The organism is Marinobacter flavimaris, from assembly GCF_045057155.1.
Taxonomy (GTDB): domain Bacteria; phylum Pseudomonadota; class Gammaproteobacteria; order Pseudomonadales; family Oleiphilaceae; genus Marinobacter; species Marinobacter manganoxydans.
In genome coordinates this window covers 3,501,703-3,516,596 of the sequence record NZ_CP171359.1, presented here as the reverse complement: position 1 = coordinate 3,516,596, position 14,894 = coordinate 3,501,703, and the positions used below count along the sequence as shown (strand labels likewise).

General features: G+C 55.0%; 12 protein-coding genes and 1 riboswitch. Of the genes, 7 read left to right on the top strand and 5 right to left on the bottom strand.

The genetic code is table 11. From position 1 onward, the window contains the following. The first annotated feature begins 120 nt into the window (after positions 1-120). Together nhaB and ACGK9W_RS16480 are read left to right on the top strand one after the other, a co-directional pair. Positions 121-1,626 carry a sodium/proton antiporter NhaB gene (gene nhaB, locus ACGK9W_RS16485; protein WP_053115500.1) on the top strand — a complete coding sequence of 502 codons (1,506 nt, stop codon included), beginning with the start codon at positions 121-123 and terminating at the stop codon, positions 1,624-1,626. Positions 1,627-1,717: 91 nt separating this feature from the next. Beyond that, the gene (locus tag ACGK9W_RS16480) at positions 1,718-2,554 is read left to right on the top strand and encodes an ABC transporter substrate-binding protein (protein ID WP_053113354.1); all 837 of its coding nucleotides are present in this window, start codon (positions 1,718-1,720) and stop codon (positions 2,552-2,554) included. 13 nt (positions 2,555-2,567) lie between these two features. Here the strand turns inward: ACGK9W_RS16480 and ACGK9W_RS16475 are convergent, their stop codons facing one another. Then, positions 2,568-3,299, bottom strand: a complete 732-nt coding sequence (locus tag ACGK9W_RS16475) for a DUF3047 domain-containing protein (RefSeq protein ID WP_405417651.1) — start codon at positions 3,297-3,299, stop codon at positions 2,568-2,570. Positions 3,300-3,422: 123 nt separating this feature from the next. Beyond that, positions 3,423-3,631, top strand: a riboswitch (cobalamin riboswitch). Positions 3,632-3,758: 127 nt separating this feature from the next. Between ACGK9W_RS16475 and ACGK9W_RS16470 the strand changes: the two genes are divergently transcribed. The 3 genes from ACGK9W_RS16470 (at position 3,759) to ACGK9W_RS16460 (ending at position 8,732) form a co-directional block, all read left to right on the top strand. Next, a complete protein-coding gene (locus ACGK9W_RS16470; RefSeq protein ID WP_104270957.1) occupies positions 3,759-6,524 on the top strand; it encodes a ribonucleoside-diphosphate reductase subunit alpha in 2,766 nt (921 codons plus the stop codon). Between the two features lie 30 nt (positions 6,525-6,554). Beyond that, positions 6,555-7,613, top strand: coding sequence for a ribonucleotide-diphosphate reductase subunit beta (locus ACGK9W_RS16465; protein WP_405417648.1), 1,059 nt, complete (start codon positions 6,555-6,557; stop codon positions 7,611-7,613). Between the two features lie 525 nt (positions 7,614-8,138). Continuing rightward, positions 8,139-8,732: a hypothetical protein gene (locus ACGK9W_RS16460; RefSeq protein ID WP_405417645.1), complete on the top strand. Its 594-nt coding sequence runs from the start codon at positions 8,139-8,141 to the stop codon at positions 8,730-8,732. A 160-nt stretch (positions 8,733-8,892) separates the two neighbouring features. On the opposite strand, the gene tnpC is transcribed toward ACGK9W_RS16460, so the two are convergent. The 4 genes from tnpC to tnpA form a co-directional block, all read right to left on the bottom strand. Beyond that, entirely contained in the window at positions 8,893-10,536 is a 1,644-nt protein-coding gene (gene tnpC / locus ACGK9W_RS16455; protein WP_248185957.1) for an IS66 family transposase, read from the bottom strand. A gap of 446 nt (positions 10,537-10,982) precedes the next feature. Then, positions 10,983-12,299, bottom strand: coding sequence for an IS1380 family transposase (locus ACGK9W_RS16450; RefSeq protein WP_104272564.1), 1,317 nt, complete (start codon positions 12,297-12,299; stop codon positions 10,983-10,985). A 78-nt stretch (positions 12,300-12,377) separates the two neighbouring features. Continuing rightward, on the bottom strand, positions 12,378-12,632 hold the full coding sequence (gene tnpB, locus ACGK9W_RS16445) for an IS66 family insertion sequence element accessory protein TnpB (RefSeq protein WP_405417641.1): 255 nt from the start codon (positions 12,630-12,632) through the stop codon (positions 12,378-12,380). Beyond that, positions 12,632-12,940 carry an IS66 family insertion sequence element accessory protein TnpA gene (gene tnpA, locus ACGK9W_RS16440; protein ID WP_008169631.1) on the bottom strand — a complete coding sequence of 103 codons (309 nt, stop codon included), beginning with the start codon at positions 12,938-12,940 and terminating at the stop codon, positions 12,632-12,634. The genes tnpB and tnpA overlap by 1 nt, the downstream gene beginning before the upstream one ends. Positions 12,941-13,029: 89 nt before the next feature. On the opposite strand from tnpA, the gene ACGK9W_RS16435 reads away from it, so the two are divergent. Both ACGK9W_RS16435 and ACGK9W_RS16430 read left to right on the top strand, forming a co-directional pair. Beyond that, positions 13,030-13,617 (top strand): hypothetical protein, encoded by a 588-nt coding sequence (locus tag ACGK9W_RS16435; RefSeq protein ID WP_405417638.1) that lies wholly within the window; start codon positions 13,030-13,032, stop codon positions 13,615-13,617. A 132-nt stretch (positions 13,618-13,749) separates the two neighbouring features. Beyond that, on the top strand, positions 13,750-14,853 hold the full coding sequence (locus ACGK9W_RS16430; RefSeq protein WP_405417636.1) for a hypothetical protein: 1,104 nt from the start codon (positions 13,750-13,752) through the stop codon (positions 14,851-14,853). Positions 14,854-14,894: the final 41 nt, after the last annotated feature.

Below are 14,894 nucleotides of genomic sequence, written 5' to 3'. Positions count from 1 at the left end.
AGACCAAAATCGGTCTTCATTTTGTACCTTTGGCCCATACCCCGGTACGCAAATATCAAGGAAGATGCGGGCCTGCTGGCACACAATACCAATAACCCGTTTTCTCAGAAGATTTCCGTAATGCCCAATACCGTTATCTCCGGCTTTACCCACAACTTCCTTGGCAAGGCGCCCGTCTGGTACAAGCAGGTGATCCTGCTGTTTCTTGTCGCCAACCCGATTGTCATGTGGACCCTGGGGCCCGGAACGGCCGGCTGGCTTCTGATCGCAGAGTTTATTTTTACTCTTGCCATGGCCCTGAAATGTTACCCGCTTCTGCCGGGTGGCCTGCTGGCGGTAGAGGCATTGCTGATTGGCCTGACCACGCCGGATGCAGTGTATCTGGAAGTGCTAACCAACTTCCCGGTGATCCTGCTGCTGATGTTCATGGTGGCGGGCATCTACTTCATGAAGGAACTGCTGCTGGTGACGTTCACCCAGATTCTGGTGGGTGTGCGTTCCAAGTCGGCGTTATCGTTGCTGTTCTGTAGCGCAGCAGCACTGCTTTCGGCCTTCCTCGATGCACTGACGGTTACCGCGGTTATTATTAGCGTGGCGGTCGGGTTTTACGCGGTTTACCACAAGGTGGCCTCCGGCAAGGGCTACCAGCACAAGGACCACAACGCGGGCAGCGATGACGAAGTAATCGAGCTGCACCGTGAAGATCTGGAAAATTTCCGGGCGTTCTTGCGCAGCCTTTTGATGCATGGTGCTATCGGTACCGCGTTGGGCGGCGTTGCCACCATGGTAGGTGAGCCCCAGAATCTGTTGATTGCCAAAGTCGTGGGTTGGGACTTTGCCGGTTTCTTCCTGCACATGGCGCCAGTGAGTTTGCCGGTATTGGCGGCTGGTTTATTTACCTGCTGGGCCCTGGAGAAGCTGCGTTGGTTTGGCTACGGCGGGCGTTTGCCCAAGCCTGTGCGTCAGGTGCTGGAAGAATTTGCGGAGAACGAGCGGACCAAGCGGACCAAGGCTGATCAGGCGGCTCTCTGGGTACAAGCCTTTGCCGCCGCGATCCTGGTGGTGGGCCTCGCTTTCCATCTCGCCGAGGTCGGCCTGATTGGCCTGCTGGTCATCATCCTGATTACCTCCTTTACCGGCGTTACCGACGAGCATCAAATTGGCAAGGCCTTCCAGGAATCCCTGCCGTTTACCTCGCTGCTGGTGGTGTTTTTCGCGGTGGTTGCGGTGATCCACGAACAGCACCTGTTCAAGCCGATTATTGATTACGTGCTGTCGCTTCCGGAAGCCCGGCAGCCTGGCATGTTCTTCATTGCCAACGGCGTGCTCTCAATGATCAGCGATAACGTCTTCGTAGCGACTGTTTATATCAGCGAAGTCAAACAGGCTCTGGATGCAGGGGCCATCAGCTACGAGCATTTCCAGAAGTTGGCAGTTGCCATCAACACAGGTACCAACCTTCCCAGCGTTGCGACTCCCAATGGCCAGGCGGCTTTCCTGTTCCTGCTGACGTCTGCCATAGCGCCGCTGGTTCGGCTGTCCTACGGCAAGATGGTGGTGATGGCGTTTCCCTACATGCTGGTAATGGGCGGTGTTGGTCTGTACATGGTTATCAACCATATTTGACATTATGTTCGGATTTTTGCGGGCGGTGTCAGTGCAGATCTTTCCGGGTCTGTTAATCTTTGGCTAAACAGACCCGAACAATACGGATTCCATGCCCAGAAACTGCCCGGTCCATTCTTCCCGACTCTCTGAAGCCATGCATTTGACCGTTGTCCGGCTTTGGATATTGCTGGTAGGTTTATTATTTACGTCCGCCTCCCTTGGCGCGTCGGAATCCGTAAACAAGACTCTGCGCATTGCCTATGTGGAGTTTCCCCCCATTACCTATCAGGCCAGCGATGGCCGCCCTGCTGGCAGCTTTATAGAGCTTACCCGGAAGATCGCTGTGGAAGCGGGTTACGAGCCGGAATTTCTCTTCTTGCCCATCAGCCGGGTATACCTGTATCTGCGCAACGGTAGAATTGACGTTTGGCCAGGTTCGGCCAACGTTCCTGCCCTTAACGGTGAAGTTCTTGAGACCTGGGTCACTCCCCTCGCGACCCAGCTCAGTGCCTGGTATCTGGAGGGAACCGAACCACTTACACATTTTGATCAACTGCAGGGCAAGACCGTCATCACGATAGGCGGGTACACCTATGGAGGGCTCTTGTACTGGCTGGAGGCGGAAGGTTCGATTGACGTCACCCAGGCTCCAAACTATCGGGCTGCTCTGGAAATGCTCAAGCTTGGCCGAGGCCATTACCTGTTTGGGCATCGGGATCCGGTCGTGGAAACCCTGACCATGCCCAAAGACGAGAAAATCCGTGAATCGGCGATCCGTTTGAGGAATCTGACCTGGCTGTTCTCGCTGGCCAATCCCCGGGCAGCGATCCTGCGGGAAGAGTTCAATGATGCCTACATCCGTCTGGCTGAAAAGGGTGAAGTGCCGCCGATACGAAACCTTGGAGAAAGCTTTGTGATCCCCGGATTTCCCGAGCAATACCGTTAGTAGTGTTCAGGGCTCAGGAATCCGGGTTCAGAAGGATGTCCCCATACCAGGCCGTGGCCTTTTCACCGGTGTTGTCCGAATCCGACATGATGGCAATGCCCACGACCGGTGGCGGTTCCTCGCCAAACGCTTCCCGATAATCGGCCATGATATCCCGCTCCACCGTGACCCATTCGCCGACCTGTTCTGATCCGGAATTCACGGCAATCATCATGGTTTTCTCGGTGTACGGGTTGGGCACAATCTCGCCCTTCGGGAGAGTATTGGCCCAGATGTAGTTGAGGGCATTGCCCGGCAGGGACTCACCGAATAACACCTCGACGGTCTTGCGTTTGGCGCGCTCGAAAAACCCCGCCTTCTCGGGCTGGAACTCGAACGCCACATAGATTCTGGCCGGGTAATCGTCCCCGGACTTTTCCCGGGCATCCCCGTTTTCGAAGACATTCGAGACCTTCCAGCACCATTGCAGAATCAGCGAATCGGTTGGCTCCAGCCTGACCCGTGCGATCAGTCCCGACGCACCGCCGTCCGTGGTCGCCCGCACGACCTGCTGACCGTATTCGGTTGTCAGTTCATAGCGGCTGAGCTGATCTATCTTGGGGAATTCCAGGGGTTCCCAGCCATCGTTCAGGGACTGCATCTGGGAGAAGGGTGTCAATGTACTCTCTTGCGAACTGACCGGTGCAGACAGCAGCATGGAAATGAGGAGCGGGCCCCAGATTCTTTTGTATCCGACCTTCTCCATAGTGCCTCTCCTCTTGTCAGGGTGTTTCCGTTGCAGACAGATCTTTTACCGGAAAGTGCCTTGTCCTGAAAAGTGGACCTGTATATAGTGTTTCTATCCTTGGTCAAATACCAGATGTAGTGATCAGCGCGTAACCAACTCGGTCAACGTGTGATCATCTCAGCCATTCTGGTATCGGGAATCCGGTGAGACTCCGGAACTGACGCGCAGCGGTATTGGGGAACAAGCGTGGCATCAAGACACTGGCGAAAGCCGGGAAGTCGCCACACGAGGCCGAATCGAACGATTCACGCCCCTGAGTCCGAAGACCTGCCAGGGATACGGAGCTTCAAAGCTCCTGACTGCACCTTCGCGACCCAGGGTGAGCAGACCGGTTATGCCCAGCCATTCCCATGGCGAGGTGTGCCCCTGCGTACGCGATGGTGAAAGGAACTCAACGCGTATTCAGGAGAACACTGCATGTCTGCCTCAGCCCTGGCCGAACCCCGGCCAACCTCGCACACGGACACCGAATCCCTTCAGGTCATCAAGCGCAACGGCACGCTTGTGGGCTTCGACCCCTCGAAGATCAGCATCGCCGTAACCAAAGCGTTCCTCGCTGTTGAGGGCGACACCGCCGCCGGTTCCGCGCGTATCAATGACGCGGTACACCGGGTGACCGACCAGGTCATCCAGGCGATTAGCCGTCGCCTGAAGGCCGGTGGCAAGGTGCATATCGAAGACATCCAGGATCAGGTGGAACTGGCCCTGATGCGGGCCGAAGAACAGAAGGTGGCCCGCGCCTACGTCCTGTATCGGGAAGAGCATGCCCGCGAGCGCGCCCGCCATGCGCCGGTTGAGGCGCACCCCCATCTGACGGTGAAAAAGACCAGTGGCGAGATTGCTCCGCTGGATCTGGGCCTGATGAAACTGCAGGTGGAAAAGGCCGCCACAGGGCTGGAGGGCATCGACGGTGATTCCCTGGTGGACGATGCCCTGACCAACCTCTACGACGGCATCGCCGAGGAAGACGTGCTGTCGGCCCTGATCATGACGGCCCGCAGCCGGATTGAGCGGGAGCCGGACTACAGCGCGGTCACCGCTCGTCTACTGCTGGAACAGCTGCGTCTGGAGAATGCCGCCGCGTTGGGCCTGCCCATCAGTCTGCCATTGGCTGAGATTTATCCACAGGCACTGAGCGCCTTTGTCGAAGCGGGAATCCGGTACGAATTGCTGGATGACGCTCTGGCCGCCTTTGATCTGGAGCGCCTGGGTGCCGCCCTTCAGCCGGAACGGGATCTGCAGTTCGGCTTCCTGGGTCTGCAAACCCTGTACGACCGTTACTTCCTGCACTGGAACAAGGCCCGCCTGGAATTGCCCCAGGTATTTTTCATGCGCGTTGCCATGGGCCTGGCCCTGCGCGAAGATGACCCGAATGCCCGGGCCATCGAGTTCTACAATCTGCTGTCGTCGTTTGACTACATGGCGTCCACACCCACGCTGTTCAACAGCGGTACCCGCCATTCTCAGCTGTCCTCCTGTTACCTGACGACGGTGGGCGACGATCTTGAAGACATCTACGGCGCCATCCGTGATAACGCCATGCTGTCGAAATGGGCTGGCGGTCTGGGTAACGACTGGACGCCAGTCCGTGCGCTGGGCTCCCACATCAAAGGAACCAACGGCCAGAGCCAGGGCGTGGTGCCCTTCCTGAAAGTAGTCAACGACACCGCCGTGGCGGTCAACCAGGGCGGCAAACGTAAAGGTGCGGTGTGCGCCTACCTGGAAAGCTGGCACCTGGACATCGAGGAGTTCCTGGAACTGCGCAAGAATACCGGCGACGAACGCCGCCGAACCCACGACATGAATACGGCCAACTGGGTGCCCGATCTGCTGATCGAGCGCATGCGCGAAGACCGTGACTGGACCCTGTTCTCCCCCAGCGATGCGCCGGATCTGCACGACCTGTACGGCAACGCCTTCCGTGAACGCTACGAGCATTACGAAGCCCTGGCAGAGCAGGGCAAAATCAAGCTGTTCAAGAAAATCCCGGCCAAGCAACTCTGGCGCAAGATGCTCACCGTTCTGTTCGAAACCGGCCACCCCTGGATCACCTTCAAGGACCCGTGCAACCTGCGTTCCCCCCAGCAGCACCAGGGCGTGGTGCACAGCTCCAACCTGTGCACCGAAATCACCCTGAACACCAGTGCCGACGAGATTGCCGTGTGCAACCTGGGTTCCGTGAACCTGACGGCTCATATCGCCAACGGCGAGCTGGACGTGCGGCGTCTGGAACAAACGGTGAACACCGCCGTGCGCATGCTCGATAACGTTATCGACATCAACTACTACGCCGTGCCCCAGGCCCGCAATTCCAACCTTAGGCATCGCCCGGTTGGCCTCGGCCTCATGGGATTCCAGGACGCGCTCTATCAACTGGGCCTGCCGTATTCCAGCCCGGAAGCGGTTGAGTTCGCTGACGTTGCCATGGAGCAACTCAGCTACTTCGCCATCCGCGCCTCAGCTTCGCTGGCGGGTGAGCGAGGTGCCTATGAGAGCTATGAGGGTTCACTCTGGCAGCAGGGTATCCTGCCCATCGACTCCATCAACCTGCTCAAAGAGAACCGCCGGGAAGGGGACCTCTCTGTAAACACCAACGCCCGGCTGGACTGGTCGCCGATACGCGAACTGATCACGAGAAACGGCATGCGCAACAGCAACGTGATGGCCATTGCCCCGACGGCGACGATTTCCAACATCGTGGGTGTGTCCCAGTCCATCGAGCCGGCGTACCAGAACCTCTTCGTGAAATCGAACCTCTCCGGCGAGTTCACGGTGGTGAATCCCTCCCTGGTCCGGGATCTCAAGGCCGAAGGCCTTTGGGACAACGTGATGGTGAACGACCTCAAATACTTCGACGGCAGCGTTCAGCAGATCGACCGCATCCCGAATGATCTGAAAGCGCGATACGCCACCGCCTTCGAAATCGACGCGAGATGGCTGGTGGAAGCCGCCGCCCGGCGCCAGAAATGGCTCGATCAGGCCCAGAGCCTGAACCTGTACATGGCCGAACCCAGCGGCAAAAAGCTGGATGCCCTGTACCAGCTGGCCTGGGAACGTGGGCTGAAGACCACCTATTACCTGCGCTCCCTGGGTGCCACCGGTGCTGAAAAAACCGCTCCGGTTGCCGCGCCCCAGCCCCAGGTGTGCAGCATCGACGATCCGGACTGCGAAGCCTGTCAGTAACTGCTCACTTAACGATTTCGAGGCAAAACCATGCTTGATTGGGACGACGAACTAAAAACTGAATCCAAAGCGGCGCATCCCGGCGCCCCGGCACCGGTGAACGTGGACGACAAACGAGTCATCAACGGCGAAACCGACATCAACCAGCTGGCACCGTTCAAGTACCCCTGGGCCTGGGAGTACTTCATGAACGCCAACAAAAACCACTGGACCCCCCTGGACGTGAACATGGCCCAGGACGTTCACGACTACCATCACCGGCTAACCGCGCCAGAAAAGCACGTGTACGAAAATGTACTGGCGTACCTCACCACCTCCGACATCCTGGCCATGCGCAACATCGGCCTGGCGGTGATGGAGAAGATGAGCGCCCCGGAGCTACAGATCTACCAGGCCCGGCAGGTATACGAGGAGGCCATGCACACCTGGGCCTACCAGCACTGCATCGAAACCCTCAACCTGGACCAGAGCGAGATCTACAACCGCTACCGCGTGGTACCGGCGATCAACGGCAAGATCCAGATTGCCAACCGCAGGCTGGATGCGGCCATGCGGCCGGACATGAACCTGCGTAACAAGGACGACCTGCAGGAATTCATCATGTCCTACCTGTTCTTCGCGGCGGTGTTCGAAGGCACCTGGTTCTACAACGGCTTCAGCCCCATCTTCGCCCTGCAGCGTCGAGGACTGATGCGCGGCACCGGCGAGCAGTTGCAGTACATCCTGCGGGATGAGGCCATGCACTTCTCATTCGGCCTGAAAGTGGTTAACCAGATCGTGGAAGAGGAAAACATCACCTTCGACCCGAAGGCCGTGCGCGAGATGTGGGACGAATCGGAAGCCGCCGAGAGGGCCTATGCGGACTACATCCTGCGAGACCCGATTCTCGGTTATTCGGCTGAGTATCACAGCGAACAGTTCCGCTTCGTGGCCAACCGCCGTGCCCGCACCGTTGGCCTGGAAGAGCCGTTCCCCGGCGCGAAGAACGTGTCGCCCTGGCTAGATGAGCAGGCCACCCTGCGCAAGGAGAAGAACTTCTTCGAAACGCGGGTGATTGAGTACCAGACCGGGGCACAGTTGGAGTGGTGAGGGCTTACTGACCGCTAGCCGAGCGGACTGCGCACCCCTGCGAAACCCTGTCCGAGGACGTGGGTATAAATCTGGGTGGTGCGCAGATCCGGGTGGCTGCCGCGACATTACGATGCACAGCGAGTTAGGTCAGAAATTCATCGACGTCTCTGGGACCCATATCGCGAGGGTGCTTCGTTTGCTGAAAACGAATGAAATAACGGATCTAGTATCAGTACGTTTTTCGGTACGGATGCTGTAATGATTCACCCGAATAACCGCACGAACCTGGTCCCGTAAGCGAGATTGTTTTCCCTTCATTCGTCCCGGCTCCCTGCCAGCGCTGTTTATTTGTACAGTATTCTTGATGGAGTGGATCACAGATGTCAAATGATTACATGGAAAGGCGGTGTGTCGTGGGCTAACCTGTTGTTTTATACATTTATGGGCATTGCGTACTGTGATCCAGAAGCCGTAATAACGAAGCGGTCAAATTTCTGCAATCATGAAGCGCTCTGTCTAATTGCTGTTATATTTGAGGGAGTAATGAGCAAACTCGACAATGTTGTTCAGGCAATTCGCTCAGATCTCTCTGATATCGCCACAGATCACGATAAAGACGACTGCGATCTGTATCGCTTCGTCGGTGTTGAAACTTCGCGTTCGTACAATTTTATTCTGGATGCTTTTTACCTTTTGGAGGACACCCAATTGGCAAAGGCCTCATTCAGAGATTCTGAGCTTCGAGACTTAGATTTTGGGAAGTTGCATCTGCTTTACTATGGCCTTCTGAATGCGTGTTATATGCAACAACAGGCTACCCTGGTGTTATGTAGAGAGCTTGGCGTTACTGACGGCCTGGAGACAATTAAAACCGCAGACATTGTAAATTTCAGAAATAGCTTTTCTGCCCATTCGCCTAATCGTGGCAGAGGAGACGAGCAGCACAGCTTTATCCTCGACAGACACGCTATGCGTGTTGGCCGAGTTGAAGGTTGTTCCGCCAATCATGTAAGCGGCCATCTTTCTCTTCAAGCAAATATTTTCCAGTTGCTCAACGATTGGGATGACAGCCTCGATAAGGTGTTCGACCTGATTGGAGAGCGTGTCTACGGTGATCAGTTATGCCAGAAAATATAACAAGGCCAGGCACGGCGACGTCTACTACATTGCGGCTTCTCCTCCATTCCGTACCCGCGCATGCTGGCTGGCGTTAGCACTTCATTGGGACCTTAATTGGGATAAGAAATCTATAAAGGGAGTTATTGAGTGTAAGCGCCGTTAAATCGACCCACTTGCCCTAATCGTATTGAGCCACTTTTTTCAAAGCCGGCAACTCGGCATTCCAGGGCAGCAAGGCTTCAAGCTTCTCCAGTGTATCGGCCCCAGCAATGCGCTCCAGCACATGGTGGATATAAGCGGAGGGCTCCAGGCCATTGGCCTTGGCGGTTTCTATGAGCGAATAGCAGGTGGCGCTGGCTTTCGCCCCTTGTGAGGTATCGGCGAAGAGCCAGGCCTTTCTGCCGAGGGCAAACGGGCGAATAGCGTTCTCGGCACCGGCATTGCTGATGTTCAGGTCACCGCGTTCGCAGTAACCAACCAGAGTGTCCCACTGGTTCAGGGTGTAGTCCATGGCCTTACGGGTGAGCAGGCCTTTCATCACCTGGGGGGCATTTTTCTCCAGCCAGGCTTTGAAGGTGTTGAGCAATGGCAGACTCTTTTCCTGACGTAACTGATAGCGCTCTTCATCGCTCAGATCTCGGGCGGCCTTTTCAATGGCGTACAGTTTGCGGATGTGGCTCAGGGCCACATCCGCTTTTGAGGGTGGGCCTTTTTTGCCTTTGGCCGGCGCAGCCCGGGCCGCTTCCACGTATTTACGTCTCGCGTGGTCCCAACATCCGATTCGGGTCAGCTTGTTCGCGGCACAGACCTGACCGTAGCCGGAATAGCCATCGGCTTGCAGAATGCCCTGGAAGTCATCCAGCAGGCGCACCGGCACTTTGCCACCTCGCGATGGGTCGTACTCGAACAGAACAGAGGGTTGTCCCGGTGGGCCACCCCGGGTGACCCACATCCATTTGTCGGAGTGAACCGATTTGCCGTCTTCCTTGAGCACCTGGATCCGGGTTTCATCGGCTTGCAGGTAATCACTGCCGTTCTGGGTTTCCCGCATCAGGTTGATCAGCGGTTGGAAGACGTCATTCAACCGGATGATCCAGTGAGCCATGCTGGTGCGACTCACTTCATGCCCCAGGCGCTGGAACATCTGTTCCTGCCGGTACAACGGCAGGCCGTCGGCATACTTGGAGGTAATGAGGCAGGCCAGCAGTGATGGGGTGGCGATGCACTTACCCAGCGGGTGTGCTGGCCGAGCAGCCGCAACAATCCGTTCTTCGCCGTCCTGCTCGAACACCGCCTTTTCCTGCCAGTACTCCAGCACTTTCAGTTGGGCCGGGATATATTCAAGCTCTTCTTTCACCTTGGTGAAGAAGGTCTTGGTGGCACCGGCTTTCTCTTCGTCGCTGAGGGTCAGTTCAATGCGCTCGCGCAGTAGCGTATCAGAGAAGCCACGCTGACGACGCTTGCGGGAACGACGAGGAGCGTCGGCCTCTTCGACATCCTCGGGCAGCTCCTCGCGCAGTTCATCAATCTCGATTTCCAGCTCCGCTTCATCGAACAGCAGGATCTGGTTGGGCTGCTTTTCACTGCTGGCCGCGAACTGCTGGATCTTCTTGTGACGCAGCAGTTCTTCGAGGATGGCGATATAGTTGTCGCGACGCTGGAGGGTCTCGTCGTGCTGTTTCAGTTGAACTTGTTGGTTCTGGAGGGCGTCTTCTTTAGCGGCCAGCTGTGCTTGCAGATTGCTGATAACAGACATCATTTCAGCGGTGGAGAGACCGCTGAAATCGGGAGTTGAAGAGGCGTTATCAGGCGTTGATTTCATGGCGAAATTATAGCAAAAACAACGTCCTGGCACACCAAAAAAGTGCTACTAAAAGCACTATCCAACGCTCTCATAATGCAGGGTTTTATGGCCTCTCAACAGCGTGATGTCGTAGCCGTCCAGCAGCCAGTTGATCTGCTCACCGGTCAGCGACATCAAGTCATCCGCGGGTCCTGGCCATTTGAACTTTTCTTCAGCCAGAGCTTTGTCCTGAATCAGTGACTCCGCTCGAATATAGCACCCTGAGCCTTGGTTGGCTCACGCCTAACTCATTTTTGAAGCCAGTCCGGTTATGTTGAGAGCACGACTGTCAGTTTACCGATTGAAACACCTGCAAACCGGTCTTGCTTTGGCCGAATATTGATCAAGCTGTAACTCTCAGGCACGGGCGATCTGCCCAACAAGATGATCGGGGTGAGATCAAGCAACGAAGCGATCCGGGTTGTCTACCCGGGAGACGCAAGACCGCGATAGAGGTCACGGTAAACGGCAAAACCCGGGCAATGGCGGCCAAAGCGCAGGAACCGTTGCCTACTGCTGTGGATCAGGCGACAGGCCATGTACATCAGCTCCTGCATCACGGTTCTCAGGCGGCGGCGCTTGGCCGGGTGGCGCACAGGTGCATCGGGGCCGGTGAGCCTCAGTCCCATCCAGCGCAGTACGTTGTAGCCCAGCGTTGCAAACGTCATCACCAAGTTGTTGGTGGCGAATTTGCCTGAAGGCAAGCGCTCCAGATCCAGATCGGTTTTGAACTCACTGTGGAACTGCTCACTGGTGGCATGATCGCAATACAAGTCTATAACCTGCTGGTTGCTGGCAACACTCACTGGCAGCGATGTCACCCAGCCTTCCAGGCTGACGTCCGGTTCCAGATATAACTGGCCCTGCGCATCACTGGTACGGACCGTCACTTTGACGATCCGGCGAATGCCGGGTTCGTCCGGTAGCTCTTCCGACAGAACCGCTTCCATTTTGCCGTAGCGGCCCAGCGTCCAGACTTGCTGCTCCTGAGCTTTGTCGGCCCAGACCAGAGGGTCTTGTTTACGAGGATTCCACTTGATCAGGAAATCCACTTGTTCTTGCTGACTCAGAAAATCCCGGTTGTCGCGGGCATCGTGGGCACTGTCCAGACGCAGCAGGATGGGCGAACCAGTCAGTGACCGGGCCCGGGGTAAGACGCGTTTCAACGTTTCCAAAAAACCGTTATTGGCGTGTTGGCTGCCGGGGCGCAGTTCACACCCTAGACACCAGCCTTCCTGACCAAGGTAAGCAGCAATGGGCGCATAGCCGTCGTGCCCCTTGTAGGTGTAACTGACGCCTTCCTTGCTCGTCTGGCTGTTATCCATAGGGAAAACGTCCATGTCTAAGGCCACATGCCCCATCTTCAGGGGAGAAACCGGCGCTTCGACGGACGTCAAAAACTCACAACTGGCATCCTCCAATAAGGGCGTGAGCGCCTGGGCATCTTCATCAAATCGCTGCCGTAATCGGGCCGAGGAGGGCGATTGTTTGATCCCCATGGCGGATTTAAAAAAGGGATCTGTACGCGCTGACTCCACGGCCTCGAAATCGCTCTTGCCGAGCGTGATCAAGCCCAGATAGGTCCGGATCAGGTCGATGTTCGGAATACCGTGACGCTTGACCACGGTGCGGGCGGTTTGGGGCAGCGACGTGTGCCGATTCAGGCAGTGGCCCACCAGAGCCAGTCCGCCGTGGGGAGTGTAGACTTCGGTCTTTGATTGCTGGAGGGTGAAGGTACGCATGGGCCGGTGCACTGACTGGGTGAATGGATGTCAGGTGCGATTATATCGCCTCAGGCCTTGCGGTTGCAGGTCTGGGGATTAAATTAGACCGTGTGAAGTCACGGATTCAGGTTTGTAATAGAGCACAAAGCCGTTGTCTTCCCACATCAGGCATTTGATCTTGTTCCGCTGCCGGTTGGTGAAGGCATAAAGCGCTCCAGAGAACGGGCTGTGCCCCAGTTCCTGTTCCACCAACAGGGCTAGGCCGTTGGCCTGCTTGCGGAAGTCGATCGGCTTTCGGTACAGATAGATCTCCGGCAGATCCCAGGAGGGACGCAGATAGCGGTGACGCATCACATCTGCCTCAGCACCGCGCCCAGCAACTCAATGTTGCCAGCGTGCAGGCCGGTGATTGATACGCCGCCGGGCAGTGACACGGTCAGACCGGCTCCGGCATTCGCAACCGGTGCCACGCGGGCGAATCCGGATCGAGTTTGAACCGGCTTGCTGGGCTCCTCGCGGCCAGTCAGCTTCTGCCGCCAGTAGACAAACCGGTGGTAAACAAGGGACTCTTGTTTGCAGTAGGCGGCACCGGACAGGCCCGAGGCCTGCCAGTCCGATAGCGTCTGTTGCCAGAACTGATGTAAATCAGGGGTGGTCATCGGATTCCTCCTTCATTTGAAAGCAGGAATCAGTGTGGCGAAATTCAGTTGCCAGCCACAGGTGCGGATTTATTGGCGCTTACTATTGAGTGAATGGCCTTAAAACTGCAAAAAATGCTGTTTTTACCTTGATTGTCTTAGGCTTACTCTCTACCAATGTCTTGTTGGTTACCAGCGCCAAATTCCACGACCTTCTCTACGGGGCACTGTCGAACTTCCCTTATGAATCACTTTTCTCGAATAGCAAATCAAAACAATATCAGTTGCTAGCTGAGGAAAATGATCGCCTGAAAAAGAAAAATGCGAAATTAGAACAGCAAGCAGCCTCGCGCAGAATGAAAATTGCTCGTGCCAAAACTTTATCAAGGAATATCACTAAGAGAACGGCGAGGAATGTAGCGCTGAACGTCTCCTCGGTTGCTGTAGAAGCAATACCTTACCTCGGTATTGGAATGATTGTATCCGTAACCATTGCAGACGTGGCTGCTGGATGCCAAAACGTCAGAGATACAAATGAGATTTTGAGCATTCTTGATGAAGCTCCCCTTGAGGAAATGGAGCGGAAAGTATGTGGCGCTTCTGTTCCAAGCGTCGACCAACTCAAGGCCAAAATAGATGATGTGCAAAGATCTTTGGGTGATGCAATAGGTGGTACGATTTATGAAATATTGCATTAGTGCATGATTTTCATGTTGACTCTCATGAATGCCGCACCGCTGACAAGCCACGGAAGACGGACGCGTGGGACGCGCCGCTTCGCTCCGCAGTTAGGCGAAGAAACACATGAATAGGTTTAGGGGAAATTCAATATGATCTCTGAGTTAGCAGGGTACACATTAACGCGCTCGATTCCGGACAGCGTACTAGCCGGCGTACTCAGTGGCTCATACAAAGTATTTGGTGGCGTTGTCAGAAATGATGCTGGTCAGATTGTTGCCCATTTAGTAAATGCAGGCAATCCAGCTAATCTGCTTTCCACCTTTTTATCACCAGTGAATACAGCCTTCTCCGGGTTGAACACTTATCAGCTGTACCGTATCGGTGCAGATTTCCAGCAATTAATTGGCTTGGCTCAAGCCAGCATGGTCATTTCAGGATTAACCCTGGCAGTCAGTTCTGCTGGCTTTTTGTTTTTAAATAAAAAAATCAATAAAATTGATAAAAAACTTGAGGAAATGGCCGCAGATTTAAAATTCATAAAGAAATTTCTCGAGCTGCAGGAAAGAGCAAGGCTGATTTCCGCATTAAAAGTAATAAGAGAGTTGGGTCAAATCGAAGACATATCAACTAAAACGCAAATGCTTATAAACAGCCGTCAGACTCTTGGTGAGATACATGAGAAATATAAAGCACTGCTTCTTGAGGACAAAAGTGTAAAAGAGCTGATGCCTGTCGAGGAATATTTCACCATAACCGCGATGGGTCATGCGTTGTGTTCCGCAGAATTAGGTATGTACGATCAAGCTACAAATGATCTGCTAGAGTCTCAAATGACATGGAGGGAGGCAGCAAAAACATTTGTAGGCGAGAAGGTGATTGGTAACGAGCCGCAACGATTTCTTACCAAGAAATATGTTGGGCACATTAAGTCAGAAGAAATAGCTGGCTGGATGGATTTCGCAGAAGATACTGAGTTAGGTATTGATCGGCTTGACCAGCTCAGAGGTATGTCCCCTAAGATTGATATCAACATCTTTAATTCAATAGATAAAGAAGAAGCAATAGCGATTGATGTAGCTAGAAAAATTGTTCAACGAGACCGGGTGTTGCAAGGCTATGTTGATCAATACGGATATTATTCTTCATTGAGAAAGAAGCCGTCTGAAATACAGCAGTATTTCGACAGTCTTTCGGAGGAAAGTAAAATCAATGAATGCTATGTGTTTCTTTCAAATGACAAAGTTGGCGCCTAACAATGGTCTCCAAGGGACGCTCCGCTCGTACCTCGCTCCGC

Coding starts and splice junctions, on each gene's coding strand:
- nhaB (WP_053115500.1), top strand. CDS start 121: ATGCCCAATACCGTTATCTCCGGCTTTACCCACAACTTCCTTGGCAAG.
- ACGK9W_RS16480 (WP_053113354.1), top strand. CDS start 1,718: ATGCCCAGAAACTGCCCGGTCCATTCTTCCCGACTCTCTGAAGCCATG.
- ACGK9W_RS16475 (WP_405417651.1), bottom strand. CDS start 3,299: ATGGAGAAGGTCGGATACAAAAGAATCTGGGGCCCGCTCCTCATTTCC.
- ACGK9W_RS16470 (WP_104270957.1), top strand. CDS start 3,759: ATGTCTGCCTCAGCCCTGGCCGAACCCCGGCCAACCTCGCACACGGAC.
- ACGK9W_RS16465 (WP_405417648.1), top strand. CDS start 6,555: ATGCTTGATTGGGACGACGAACTAAAAACTGAATCCAAAGCGGCGCAT.
- ACGK9W_RS16460 (WP_405417645.1), top strand. CDS start 8,139: ATGAGCAAACTCGACAATGTTGTTCAGGCAATTCGCTCAGATCTCTCT.
- tnpC (WP_248185957.1), bottom strand. CDS start 10,536: ATGAAATCAACGCCTGATAACGCCTCTTCAACTCCCGATTTCAGCGGT.
- ACGK9W_RS16450 (WP_104272564.1), bottom strand. CDS start 12,299: ATGCGTACCTTCACCCTCCAGCAATCAAAGACCGAAGTCTACACTCCC.
- tnpB (WP_405417641.1), bottom strand. CDS start 12,632: ATGCGTCACCGCTATCTGCGTCCCTCCTGGGATCTGCCGGAGATCTAT.
- tnpA (WP_008169631.1), bottom strand. CDS start 12,940: ATGACCACCCCTGATTTACATCAGTTCTGGCAACAGACGCTATCGGAC.
- ACGK9W_RS16430 (WP_405417636.1), top strand. CDS start 13,750: ATGATCTCTGAGTTAGCAGGGTACACATTAACGCGCTCGATTCCGGAC.